Origin of the sequence: Allobosea sp. BH3 (genome assembly GCF_025499465.1) — a bacterium.
Lineage (GTDB): Bacteria > Pseudomonadota > Alphaproteobacteria > Rhizobiales > Beijerinckiaceae > Allobosea.
Map to the genome: position 1 here is coordinate 24,221 of NZ_JAIMCA010000003.1, position 11,978 is coordinate 36,198.

Sequence of the window (11,978 nt, forward strand, 5' to 3'; positions counted from 1 at the left end):
GTTTTCGATCAATGCCCCGGGCGTGCCGGGGCCGAGTCACCACCGAGCAGCTCGTCGTCCTTCGCTTTCCCGCGCACGCGCTCCCGCATCCACTGGAAGACGACATAGAGCATCGGGACCAGGAAGATGCCGAACAGCGAGGCGAAGAGCATGCCGCCGAAGACCGGCGTGCCGACAGCCCTGCGGCTGAGCGCGCCCGCGCCGGTGGCGATGACCAGCGGGAGCAGGCCGAGGATGAAGGCAAAGCTCGTCATCATCACCGGCCGGAACCGGAGCCTTGCTCCTGAAATGGCGGATTCGTGGATCGACTCGCCCTTGGCCCGTTGCTCCAGGGCGAATTCGACGATCAGGATGCCGTTCTTGGCTGCGAGGGCGATCAGTACGACGAGCCCGATCTGCGCATAGACCCCGAGGCTGACGCCGGTAATTGCGATCGATGCGACGGCGCCCATGATCGCAGCGGAGACCGAGAGCAGCACCGCGACCGGCACGTTCCAGCTTTCGTAGAGCGCGACCAAAAAGAGATAGGCGAACAACACCGCGAGCGCGAGAACGGCGCCCGTGCGGCCACTTGCGGCCTTTTCCTGAAGTGCGGTGCCCGTCCATTCGAAGCCGTAGCCGGCCGGCAGCGTGGTCGCCGAGATTCGCTCCATCGCGGCGAGCGACTCGCCCGAGCTGACGCCCGGCCTGCCAGAGCCGTTGATGATCACGGCGCGATAGCCGTTATAGCGTGTCAGTGCCTGCGGACCGGTGACGAGGCGCACCTGCGCGATGGCGTTGATCGGCACCATCGTGCCCGCATTGTTGCGGACATAGATCCTGCCGATGTCGGTGACGGAGCTGCGGAAGGGCGTCTCGGCCTGGACATTGACCTGCCAGGTGCGGCCGAAGACGTTGAAGTCGTTGACGTAGTAGCCGCCCAGCGTGGCCTGCAGGGCGCTGAAGACGTCGGCGATCTGCACGCCGAGCACCTGTGCCTTGTCGCGATCGATGTCGAGATAGATCTGCGGCGTGTCGGCGGCGAAGGTACTGAACACGGCGGCGAGCTCGGGCTGCTGGTTGGCGGCGACGAGCAGGCCGCGCATGGTCGCGGCGATATCGGTCGGCGATTGCCCCTGCAGTGCCTCCAGCACGTACTGGAAGCCGCCGGTGCTGCCGAGGCCGATGATCGGCGGCAGGTTGAACGGGAAGACCGTCGCCTGTTGGACCGCTGCCAGGTGCGGCCGGAGGATGCCGATGATGCCGTTGGCGCTCTGCGCCGCGGCCTTGCGGTCCTCGAACGGCTTGAGGCGGACGACGAAGAAGGCCTGGTTTGAGGAGGCGAGGCCGTCGATGAAATTGAAGCCGACGACCGAGAGCACGCCTTCGACGCCGTCGATCGGCCGGACGATGTTCTCGACCTGCTCGACCACCGCTGCGGTGCGGTTCACCGAGGCGCCCTCCGGCAGGCGCATGGCGATGAAGAACGCGCCCTGATCCTCTTCCGGCAGGAAGCTCTGCGGCGTGGTGACGAACAACCAGCCGGTCGTCGCGACGATGCCGGCGAGCACGAACACCACCACGATCGCGATGCGCACGAGGCGCCGGACGATGGATGCGTAGCCGTCGCGGACCTTGTCGATGCCGTTCATCACGTAGCGCATGGGGCCGCCGGTGCCGTGGCTGCGCGTGATCAGGAGGGAGCACAGCGCCGGGCTCAGCGTCAGCGCGTTGACGGCCGAGATCAGCATCGCGACCGAAACGGCGACGGCGAACTGCCGGAAAAGCTGGCCGCTGATGCCGGGGATGAAGGCGACGGGCACGAAGACCGCCAGCAGGACGAAGGTGATCGCAATGATCGGGCCGGTGATCTCGGCCATCGCCTTCTTGGTCGCCTCTGCAATGGTGAGGTCCGGCTCCTCCTCGACGACGCGCTCCACGTTCTCGATGACCACGATGGCGTCGTCGACGACGATGCCGATGGCGAGCACGAGCGCCAGAAGCGAGACGGTGTTGGCCGTGTACCCGATCATCAGCATCACGGCGAAGGTGCCGATGATCGAGACCGGCACCGCGATCAGGGGAATGATCGTCGTCCTGAGCTTGCCGAGGAAGAGGAAGACCACGATGCCGACCAGGATGAAGGCCTCGCCGAGCGTCTTGATGACCTCGTCGATCGTGGCGCTCACGAACACGGTCGTGTCGAAGAAGATGCCGTGGCTGAGGTCGTCCGGGAAGCGCTTGGACAGCTCCTCCATCGTCGCACGCACGCGTGTGGCGACCTCGATCGCGTTGGCGCCGGGCGACTGATAGATGCCCATGGCCGCGCCGGGAGCGCCGTTGAAGCGACTGTAGCGATCGGAGGTGCGCGAGCCCATCTCGACGCGGGCGACGTCCTTGACCCGCACCACCGACCCTCCGGGATTGGTCCGCAGGACGATGTTGGAGAACTCTTCGGGCTTGGTCAGCCGGCCCTGCGTCTTGACGGTGAGCTGGTACTGCTGGTCGCTGCTGACCGGCGCGGCGCCGATGCGCCCGAGCGCCGCCTGCACATTCTGCCCCTGGACGGCCGTGATGACGTCGCTCGGCGTCAGGCTGAGCGCCGTCAGCTTGGTGGGGTCGAGCCAGACCCTGAGCGAATAGTCGAGCGGGCCGAACAGGCTGACCTGGCCGACGCCCGGAATGCGCGCCAGGGCGTCGATGATGTTGATGGTGGCGTAGTTGCTCAGATAGAGCGAATCGAAGCTGTGCTTGGGCGAATGGATCTCGACCACCTGCAGCAGCGCCGCCGACTTCTTGCGAATGGTCAGGCCCTGGCGAGACACTTCGCTCGGCAACTGCGGGGTCGCGAGCGCGGCGCGGTTCTGCACGTTGACCGTGTTGATGTCGGGGTTCGTGCCGAGCGCGAAGGTGACGGTCAGGGAGTAGCTGCCGTCGGCGCCGCTGGTCGACTGGTAGTAGAGCGCGTTGTCGACGCCGTTGATCTGCTGCTCGATCGGCTGGGCGACCGTGGTCTCCACCACCTCCGCGTCGGCGCCCGGATAGTTCGCCGTCAGCGAAACCTGCGGCGGCACGATATCAGGGAACTGTGCGACCGGAATCGAGAAGATGGCGAGAATGCCCGCCAGCGTGATCACGATCGAGATGACGAAGGCGAGCCGCGGCCGGTCGACGAAGACGGAGGAGATCAAGGCTCAACCTCCGCTGGCCGGAGCGAACGGCGTCGCGGTCACCGTCAAGCCGGGACGGACCTTCAGGACGCCGTCGACGATGACGTTCTCGCCCTCTTCAAGCCCGGAATCGACGACGAAATCGGCGCCTTGCTGCGTTCCCAGCCGGATCCGGCGCTGCTGGACCTTGTTGTCCTTGTCGACGACCAGGACATAGCTGCCGGCTTGGTCGACCTGGACCGCCGCCTGCGGCACGACGAGGCGAGGCTGCTCGCGGCGCTCGCGGATTTCGACCGAGACGAACTCGCCGTCGATGAGTCGGCGCTCCGGATTGGGCAGCGTCGCGCGCATGGTCACGGTGTCGGTCTGCTGGTCGACCTGCGGATCGGTGTAGTTCCACACCCCGGCATGGGCGTATTCCTTGCCGGTCGGCAGGCGAACGACGATCGAGATCTTGGACTGGCCACCATCCTCCTGCTTGCGCTGATCCCGGATCTCCTCGAGCTGTCGGACGCTGACCTGGAACAGGACATACATCGGGTCCTGGCTGACGATGGTCGCGAGTGGGGAGCTGGTGGGGCCGACGAGGTTGCCTTGCGTATAGGTGGTGCGGCCGATGCGGCCGGCTATCGGGGCGATGACGTCGGTGTAGCGGAGATTCTCCTTGGCCTGGGTCAGAGCCGCCTCGTTCTGCAGGACCTGCGCATGGGCCATGTCGAGGCCCGCGCGGTTGCTGTCGAGCGTCGCCTGCGACACCGCCTGCGTCTTCACCAGGTCGAGCGAGCGGTTGTAGGTGAGCTGAGCATTCAGCTCCGCGGCCTTGGCCGAGGCGACATTGGCCTCCGCCTGGTCGACCTGCGCCTGATACTGCACCTTCTCGATCTGGTAGAGCACCTCTCCGGCCTTGACGTCCTGCCCCTCGGTGAACTGCACCTTTTCGAGGAAGCCCTGGACGCGCGCCATCAACGACACGCTCTCAGGCGCCTTGATGCGGCCCACGAAGGAGTAGGTCCAGGTCACGCCCTTCTTGGCGGCGGCCATGACGCCCACGGCGGGCGGAGGAGGGGCGGACGGGGGATGCGAGGCTTGCCGCTCGTTGCAGGCGCCGAGCAGGAGCGCCAAGGCTGCGACCGAGGCGAACAATCGAAATGCCATCATAACCCCCGCATGATTGACCCAGAGATCAGCTGCGTTCGACTGCCTACAATGCCGACATCCGTCGCTTTTGATAGAGCAACGCCCATCACAATTTCATCGGAACCCAATAACACACACAGATAATCTCCTGATGGTGCCTGTTCCGCCATGCGTGCCGGCTTCTCGGCGTCAGTGCGGCGAAAGGCGCGCACTTGCCGCAGCAGGACCGGAGCCGAGATCGCTAGTCCCAGCGCCATCGAGGCTGGCGTGGCGACGATCATGAGCAGCGAGCCGAGGCCGATCAGCCAGCGCGCCCAGCCTTTCAGCGGCGCAAGCAGCCAACCCGCGAAGGCGACCGAAAGCAAGGTGACGCTGACGATGCAGACGGCCGTGGAGCCGGCATGCTCGGCTCGGAAGGACTGGCATCGCAGGCGATCGCAGCCCAGTTGAGGCGTTCTTTCGCTCGACAGGGCCCAATCAGCGGCCGTGATAGGGGGCCATGGAGGCGGGGGCAGACGAGTGCCGCTCTCAAGACGGCGCGCCGACGCAGCGCGCCTATTCAAATGAAGCTCGAATGAGCGCGCCGCGGGCGCGGCACTTCGTTGACGAATGCGAATTCGGGAGAGCGATTTGCCCAGCGTGCGAGGGCGCTCTCCGGCCGGGACAGGAAGCGCTCGGCCTGCTTACAGGCGCGCTCCGGCAATGAAGCGAGCTGGACCGGGAATCTCAGAAACAACGCCAGCTTTGCCGTCTCAGCATTTCCTGCCGCGGTCTGGATGCCGGTTTTTGCCGTCTCGGAGACAGTCCCGACAATTTGAACTTCTGCATTCGCCTTCATTTAACCGTCGCACAGGCGTCACAGGGCGACGCTATCGCAGTCACATGAACATGAATGGCATTCATTTGAACACCGCGATGGGTTCCGACGGGCGGCAGACGGCTATTGCCGAAATGCTGCGCAGCAGGGATTTCATCAGTGTCGAAGAGCTGGCGGCGCATTTCGCCGTCGCCACCCAGACGATCCGGCGCGATCTCGTCGCGCTCTGCGATATGGGCGTCGCCAGGCGCCGGCATGGTGGCATCGAAAGCCTCGCCCGCAGCGGGAACCTCACATTCAAGGACCGTCGCGTGCTGAACCGCGAAGCCAAGCAGAGCATTGCGGCGAGCGTCGCGAGCCGCGTGGGCGACGGAGAATCGATCTCGCTGGGCATCGGCACCACCGTGCAGTTCGTCGCGGAGGCCCTGCTGGCGCACCGGCAGCTCAAGATCGTGACGAACAACCTGCCGCTTGCGGTGATGGTCGGGCAGAACTCCGATTTCTCGCTGGCGATCGCCGGGGGCACCGTCCGCGGCGGCGATCTCGACGTCTGCGGATCGACGGTCGACGCCTTCTTCGCGTCCTACAAGGTCGACATCGCGATCTTCGGCGTCGGCGGTATCGATGCGGACGGCTCGCTGCTCGATTTCTCGGAGGAGGAGGTGCGCGCCCGCGAGGCGATGCTGCGCAACTGCCGCAGATCCTACCTCGTGCTGGATTCCTCGAAGTTCACGCGCCCGGCCCATGTCCATGGCGGGCACATCGATCAGGTCACCGCGGTGTTCTGCGAGACAGAGCCGCCGACGGCGATCCGCCAGATGCTGGATCATTCCGGCGTCCAGCTCGTCACGAGCGCGGAGGCGGCCGTGAGGCCGTAGCCCAACGAGAAGAGGCTGCGCCCACACGGGCGCAGCTCGTCATCCCAATCCGACTTTTACGAATGCCCGCAGCATACCCGCTGCCGGGAACGACCGACTATTGCCTGTTTCTGGAGATGAGTCATGGCTGACCAGCCCGTTCTTTACGCCCATCGCGGCACCAACCCCTACACGGACAACGAGGCGGACGCTTACAAGTGGGCGTTCAAGTACGGTGCCGACTTCATCGAGATCGACCTCCGTCTGACCAAGGATGGCGAGTTGGTCAGCTATCATGACGATCTTCCGGGCGGCATCGCCAACATGACCTATGCCGAGGTGAAGGCAGCGGTCCCAGGCATCATCACCTTCGACCAGATCATCGCGCTGACGAAGCAGATGGAGCTCGAGACCGGCCGCAAGCTCGGAATCTTGGTCGAGACCAAGAGCACGGGCTACGCGACCTATGACGCCATGCTGGCCGATCTCGTCGCGGCCGACTTCGCCGATCCGGAGCGGATCGTCTTCCAGACCTTCGCGACCGACCACAAGGTCCTCCGCGACCTGATGGACGACAAATACGACGTCGATTTCCCGCTGGTCTGGCTGACCGACAACATCACTGACGCGAAGATCGCCAACGTCACGAACCCGCAGGGTACGATGGGTGAACTGGACGGCCTTGCGCCGCAGATGGCGCTGATCACGAAGGAGACGGTTGCGGCTGCGCAGGCGGCCGGCCTCAAGGTCAATGGCTGGACCGTCGCGGGCAACGAATCCGACGTCCGCAACGCCCTCAGCCTGGGCGTCGACGGCATTATCAACGACAACACGCAGCTCGCCCGTCCGGCGCTCGAAAAGCTCCTCAACGGTGCGACCGTCGTCTATGGCACGGATCTCGGAACCGAAATCAACGGCGGCACCGACGAGGATGTCATCTACGCCATGTCGGGCGATGACATCGTCCGCGGCGGCCTCGGTGACGATGTGCTCTACGGCGATGCCGGCAACGACCTGCTCTTCGGCGGCGCCGGCAACGACCGTCTCGTCGGCGGTTCGGGCAACGACTACCTCGCCGGCGGCACGGGGGCGGACATTCTCTCCGGCGGCGCCGGCAACGATGTGATCGTCGCGACGGGCGACCAGGTGGTCTTCCGCGCCGGCGACGGCATCGATCTTGTCTCGCTCGACTCGACCAGCACGATCGTCTTCGACGGCGTAGCCCCGGCCGGCGTCAGCGTCATCCGCAACGGCAACAACCTGATCATCCGCGCGGGCAACGACGCGCTCGTTCTGCTCAACGGCGTCGATCCGGCGCATCTGCCCGCCTCGATCACCACCGCCGACGGCTTCACGCTGACCGGCGCACAGCTTGCGGCGCTCGCCGTGGACGGCACCGATGCCGAGGTCGCGGCCGTGCTGCCCGGCCTTCAGGACCTGCTCGCCAACGCGCCCGCCCTCGCCATCCCCTCCTCGGTCGCGGTCGGCACCGATCTCGTCGCCGCAGGCGATTTCCCCGAGGGCACTCTTTCCTATGATGTCCCGAGCGTCGAGACCGGCGCGGTCTATCGCCTGAGCTTCTCGCTGGCGGACCTGCCGACGGGCGATGACGGTGTGCGTGTCCTCTGGGGCGGTCAGGTGATCTTCGAGGGCGTCCCGTCCGCTGGCGGCGACAAGCTGCATTTCATGCTCAAGGGCGGTGCGGGCGACGGCTCCAACGACCTCGTCTTCGAGGGCGCGGGCGAGAGCTTCGGCGCCACGCTCGACGATCTCCGCCTGTTGAAGGTCGCCGATCCGGTGCTGCCGAGCCCCGGCAACGTCGCGCCGGAGACCCCGGATGTCGATCTCGTCATCAGCCAGGATGTCCCGTTCAGCGGCAAGGTCGTGGCCACCGACGCCAATGGCGACACGCTGACCTACAGCCTCGGCGACGGCCCCGCCCATGGCACGCTCGTCTTCAATGCGGACGGAACCTACAGGTACACGCCGGCTGCCGGCTTCACCGGCGCCGACAGCTTCAGCTATCTGGTGAATGACGGGCATGGCGGCATCGTCGAGTCGACCGTCGACTTCACCGTCGCGCAGGGCATCCTTCTCGGCACCGACCTGATGGTGAACGGCAGCTTCGAGGACATCAGCGAGTCCTCCGGCAACAACGGCCCCAGCGACTGGGGCTACCGTAACCAGGACGGCCAGATCCTCGGCTGGACCAACGTCAACAACAAGCGCATCGAGCAGCACTGGGACAACTATGGCGGCGTCGTCGCCAAGGATGGCCGGATGTGGATCGACATGGACCATTCGCAGACGGGAACGACCGTCGACCGGATCGGCCAGTCCATCGCCCATGTCGAGACTGATGCGACCTATCGGGTGAGCTTCTCGCTCTCCGACTCCGACAGGAACAACTACGACGACGGCGTGATCGTGCTGTGGAATGGCGAGGTCATCTTCGACGGCCTGCCGCCGCAGACCAGCGCAAGCTGGACGACGCTGAGCTTCGAGGTGAAGGGTGGCTCCGGCAACGGCACGAACCGCCTCGAGTTCATCGACAAGGGCGTGACCGACTCCTGGGGCGCAGGCACGGCGCTGGACGATGTGCGCTTCGTCAAGATCGCGAATGTCGGCGATACCCTGCCGGCGAACCAGGCGCCGACAGCTGTCGACGGCCAGGCCCAGGGCCTGAAGGACACGGTCATCTCCGGTCAGCTCTCGGCAACGGACCAGGACGCCGACAGCTCTCTGATCTACAGCCTCGGGACGGCAGCGGCCCACGGCACGGTCTTCGTCTACACGGACGGCACCTATCGCTACACGCCCACCGCCGGCTTCAGCGGCGCGGACAGCTTCACCTACCTGGTGGATGACGGCCGAGGCGGCAAGGACACCGCAACCGTGAACCTGACCGTCAAGTCGTCGACGTCGCAGGTGGCGATTGGCACCGACCTCATCGTCAACGGCAGCTTCGAGGACATCAGCGAGTCCAGCGGCTACAATGGCGGGGCCGACTGGGGCTACCGGAACTTAGACGGTCAGATCCTCGGCTGGACGAACGCCAACTTCAAGCGCATCGAGCAGCACCTCGACAATTATGGCGGCGTCGTTGCCAAGGATGGCAAGTTCTGGATCGACATGGACGGCGCCGGCCAGACGGCCCGCAACAGGATCGGCCAGACGATCTCCCAGGCGGAAACCGACGCGACCTACCGTGTGAGCTTCTCGCTCTCCGACTCCGATACCGGGCGCTTCGACGACGGCATCATCGTGCTGTGGAACGGCGAGGTCATCTTCGATGGCCTGCCCCCGCAGACCGGCGCGAGCTGGGTGACGCTGAGCTTCGAGGTGAAGGGCGGCTCCGGCAACGGCACCAACCGGCTGGAGTTCATGGACACGGGCGTGAAGGACTCCTGGGGCGCGGGCGTGGCGCTCGACGACGTCCACTTCGTCAAGATCGCCGATGCCGGCGACACGCTGCCGGTGAACCACGCTCCGACGGCGGTGGACAGCGAGGTCTCCGGCCTGCTGAACGCTCTCGTCACCGGCCAGGTCTCGGCTTCGGACCAGGACGCCGGCTCGTCGCTGATCTTCAGCCTCAAGCAGGCGGCGGCTCATGGCACGGTCTTCGTCTATACGGACGGCACCTATCGCTACATGCCCGCCACCGGTTTCACCGGGGAGGACAGCTTCACCGTGCTGGTGAATGACGGGCGCGGCGGCAAGACCGAAGCCACGGTCAACCTGACGATCAGCCCGCCGAACGCTGTTCCGGTGGCGGCCAACGACACCGGCCTCGGCACCCAATACGGTGCGGTGCTGACGATCGATCCGGCGTTGCTGCTGGCCAATGACACGGATGCGGACGGCGACACCCTCGTCATCCTCTCCGTTGCGGCCGGCGCCGGCGGCACGGTCGCGCTCGACGTCAACGGTCGCGTCGTCTTCACGCCGGCCGAAGGCTTCGAGGGCGAGGCGTCGTTCTCCTATGTCGTCTCCGACGGCAAGGGCGGCACCGCGACCGGCAACGTCATCGTCACGGTGGCGCCCGAGCCGGAAGTCCCGGCGGGCACGGCTGGTGACGACACGATCACCGGGACGGCCGGCGATGACGTCATCGCGGCGCAGGCCGGCGACGACGAGGTTTCGGGCGGCGCAGGCGACGACGTGATCGATGGCGGCGAAGGCGACGACACGCTCTCCGGCGACGAGGGCGACGACCTGCTGAAGGGCGGTGCGGACGACGATGCGCTGTTCGGCGGCGTCGGCAACGACGTCCTGATCGGTGGCGCGGGCGACGACCTGCTCGACGGCGGCGACGGCATCGACACAGCCAACTACTCCGGCGACACGGCCGGCGTGACGGTCAACCTCGCCGAAGGCTATGCCGAGGGCGACGAGGCCGGCTCCGACGAACTCGTCTCGATCGAGAACGTCATCGGCGGCGCCGGCGACGACACCCTGATCGGCGATGACGGCGACAACGTCTTCGTCGGCGGGCTGGGCCATAACGTCATCGATGGCGGGGCGGGCTTCGACACGCTCGACCTCTCGGCGGCGACCGGGCCGGTCACCGTCGACTTCGCGGGCGGCAAGGCCTCGGGCTCAGGCATCGGCACGAACAGCTTCAGCAACATCGAGAAGCTGCTCTTCGGCGCCGGCAACGACGTCGTCACCGGTGGCAATGGCGCCGAGAACCTCGACGGTGGGGCCGGCAACGACACGCTGAAGGGCGGCGCCGGCAACGACACGCTCGCCGGCGGCGAGGGTGACGACACCCTCGACGGCGGTTCGGGCGACGACGTGGTCACCGGCGGCATCGGCAACGACACGATCAAGGCCGGCTCCGGCGACGATCGGATCGAGGGTGGTGAAGGCAACGACGTGGTCGATGCCGGCTCGGGCGACGACATCGTGCTCGGCGGCGCCGGCAACGACACCATCGACGGTGGCTCCGGAGACGACCGGATCGTCGGCGGCGCGGGGGACGACATCCTGACCGGGGGTTCCGGCCATGACGTCTTCGTCTTCGCGGCCGGCTTCGGCAAGGACATCGTCACCGACTTCAAGACGACGGGCTCGAGCTCGGACGTGCTGGAGTTCGACACCGATGTCTTCGCCGATTTCGCGACCGCGATGGACGCGGCCGATCAGGTGGGCGGCGATGTCGTTTTCACCGTCGACGCCGACACCACGCTGACGTTGAAGGGCGTCCAGCTCTCCAGCCTCGCCCAGGACGACTTCCGCTTCGTCTGAGACCACGGCTCAGGCGACAAACGAGAAGGGCGCCCGAAAGGGCGCCCTTTTCTTGTTGCGGATGCCGCGTCGCGAGGCCCGTGGCCAGCGAGAGGGCTCGAATTAGTCTGCCAGCCTGGCTTCGGAGTGGGCAGGATACGCCGGCTCGAGATCGCGAGCCCTGATGCCATTCACGAAGAGCTGGATCGTCTCGCGGGCGATATGGTCGACGGAGAGGGCGCCGGCCGGATCGTGCCAGCGCGCCATCCAGCTCAGCGCGCCCGCTGCGGCGAATGCCAGCAGCTTCGGATCGCAGGGCCGGATCGAGCCGTCGGCGATGCCGGCTTCGATCAGGCCGCGAAAGCGCTGGTCGATCTTGCCCTTGAGGGCGCGCAGATCCTTACGCGTTTCGGCGGGCAGGGGGTCCTCGCCGACGAGGATAAGGCAGCGTCCGAAATCCTCGGTGACGATGTGGGCATACTCCGTCCAAAGCACGATCAGGCGGTCGAGGCCACTGCCCCCGCTCTTTCGCGCCTGAGCCGAAGCGGCTGCTGCATCGAGCCGCTCGAGCCCGATGCGCACGCATTCGAACAGGATCTCGTCCTTGCTGCGGACGTAGTGATAGATCGTCGGCTTGGTGACGTTCAGCCGCTCGGCGACTTCGTCGAGCGAGGTGCGGTGAAAGCCATGCTCGCTGAAGGCGCGCGCTGCCGCACGCAGCACCGCCTCGCGCTTCAGGGCGCGCTCGTGCTCTCGCTCGGCCTGCGTCTTCCAGAGAGGGGCGTTCAT

The 11,978-nt window shown here is 66.1% G+C and carries 7 protein-coding genes; 2 read left to right on the top strand and 5 right to left on the bottom strand.

The features are described 5' to 3' along the window. Positions 1 to 8: 8 nt before the first annotated feature. From BoBH3_RS09130 to BoBH3_RS09145, 4 genes are all read right to left on the bottom strand, one after another. Positions 9 to 3,170 carry an efflux RND transporter permease subunit gene (locus tag BoBH3_RS09130; RefSeq protein WP_262330493.1) on the bottom strand — a complete coding sequence of 1,054 codons (3,162 nt, stop codon included), beginning with the start codon at positions 3,168 to 3,170 and terminating at the stop codon, positions 9 to 11. A gap of 3 nt (positions 3,171 to 3,173) precedes the next feature. Next, entirely contained in the window at positions 3,174 to 4,304 is a 1,131-nt protein-coding gene (locus tag BoBH3_RS09135) for an efflux RND transporter periplasmic adaptor subunit (RefSeq protein WP_262330494.1), read from the bottom strand. Beyond that, the gene (locus BoBH3_RS09140) at positions 4,304 to 4,651 is read right to left on the bottom strand and encodes a hypothetical protein (protein ID WP_262330495.1); all 348 of its coding nucleotides are present in this window, start codon (positions 4,649 to 4,651) and stop codon (positions 4,304 to 4,306) included. The genes BoBH3_RS09135 and BoBH3_RS09140 overlap by 1 nt, the downstream gene beginning before the upstream one ends. A gap of 194 nt (positions 4,652 to 4,845) precedes the next feature. Next, on the bottom strand, positions 4,846 to 5,124 hold the full coding sequence (locus tag BoBH3_RS09145; protein ID WP_262330496.1) for a hypothetical protein: 279 nt from the start codon (positions 5,122 to 5,124) through the stop codon (positions 4,846 to 4,848). Between the two features lie 77 nt (positions 5,125 to 5,201). Between BoBH3_RS09145 and BoBH3_RS09150 the strand changes: the two genes are divergently transcribed. Together BoBH3_RS09150 and BoBH3_RS09155 are read left to right on the top strand one after the other, a co-directional pair. Next, positions 5,202 to 5,981 carry a DeoR/GlpR family DNA-binding transcription regulator gene (locus tag BoBH3_RS09150; protein WP_262330497.1) on the top strand — a complete coding sequence of 260 codons (780 nt, stop codon included), beginning with the start codon at positions 5,202 to 5,204 and terminating at the stop codon, positions 5,979 to 5,981. 123 nt (positions 5,982 to 6,104) lie between these two features. Beyond that, entirely contained in the window at positions 6,105 to 11,210 is a 5,106-nt protein-coding gene (locus tag BoBH3_RS09155) for an Ig-like domain-containing protein (RefSeq protein ID WP_262330498.1), read from the top strand. 102 nt (positions 11,211 to 11,312) lie between these two features. Here BoBH3_RS09155 and BoBH3_RS09160 read toward each other — a convergent pair whose 3' ends face one another. Continuing rightward, positions 11,313 to 11,978, bottom strand: a complete 666-nt coding sequence (locus tag BoBH3_RS09160; RefSeq protein WP_262330499.1) for a TetR/AcrR family transcriptional regulator — start codon at positions 11,976 to 11,978, stop codon at positions 11,313 to 11,315.